The sequence below is a fragment of the Bradyrhizobium sp. NAS80.1 genome (assembly GCF_001908205.1).
Classification (GTDB): domain Bacteria; phylum Pseudomonadota; class Alphaproteobacteria; order Rhizobiales; family Xanthobacteraceae; genus Bradyrhizobium.
In genome coordinates, this window is the sequence record NZ_LGHL01000526.1 from 1 (window position 1) to 571 (window position 571).

Sequence of the window (571 nt, forward strand, 5' to 3'; positions counted from 1 at the left end):
TACAATTCGTCGAGGATGCGATGACGCATCCTTCGCATCCGCAGCTGTTCGGCGTCAAGCAAATGGGTGGCGGACTGGCGTCGTCGATCCTGAGAGCCTGGGATGGTGCCGACCAATACGATGGAAACACCCGCGATGAACGAGGGCGGAATTTCCTCTTCCGGTTGAGGAAATTCAAACTGGGCGGACAATTTGGCGTTTACGTCCTGATGGTCGCGCAGCAAGACGATTTTGTCAAAGATATTAAGAGATTGAACCGGGTCGGGCTGATCATCGCATCGATCGCCAGTGTCGCCTTTGTGCCGGCCGTCTGGTTTTTCGGGAGCAAGATGTCCCGTTCCATAAAAGCGATAACGGCCCAGGCGGCCAAGCTGCAGACGATGGGTGCCCCCGAGAGTTCGCCGATCGGTTCCTACATCAGGGAAATTTACGAACTAGGCCTCACCGTAAGCCTCGCCGAGCGCACAATATGGTCGTTCTCGCGTTTCGTTCCCAAGGAGTTGGTCAGGCGAGTCGTCGACAATTCGATTTCCACGGAGCTAGGCGGCGTTAGGCAAGAAATCACCGTCCT

1 protein-coding gene is annotated in these 571 nt (G+C 55.7%); it reads left to right on the forward strand.

Annotated features, from left to right (window positions below; genetic code table 11):
• Positions 1–20: 20 nt before the first annotated feature.
• The coding region (locus tag AC629_RS44670) for a hypothetical protein (RefSeq protein ID WP_143199984.1) at positions 21–571 on the forward strand (551 nt) is incomplete at its 3' end.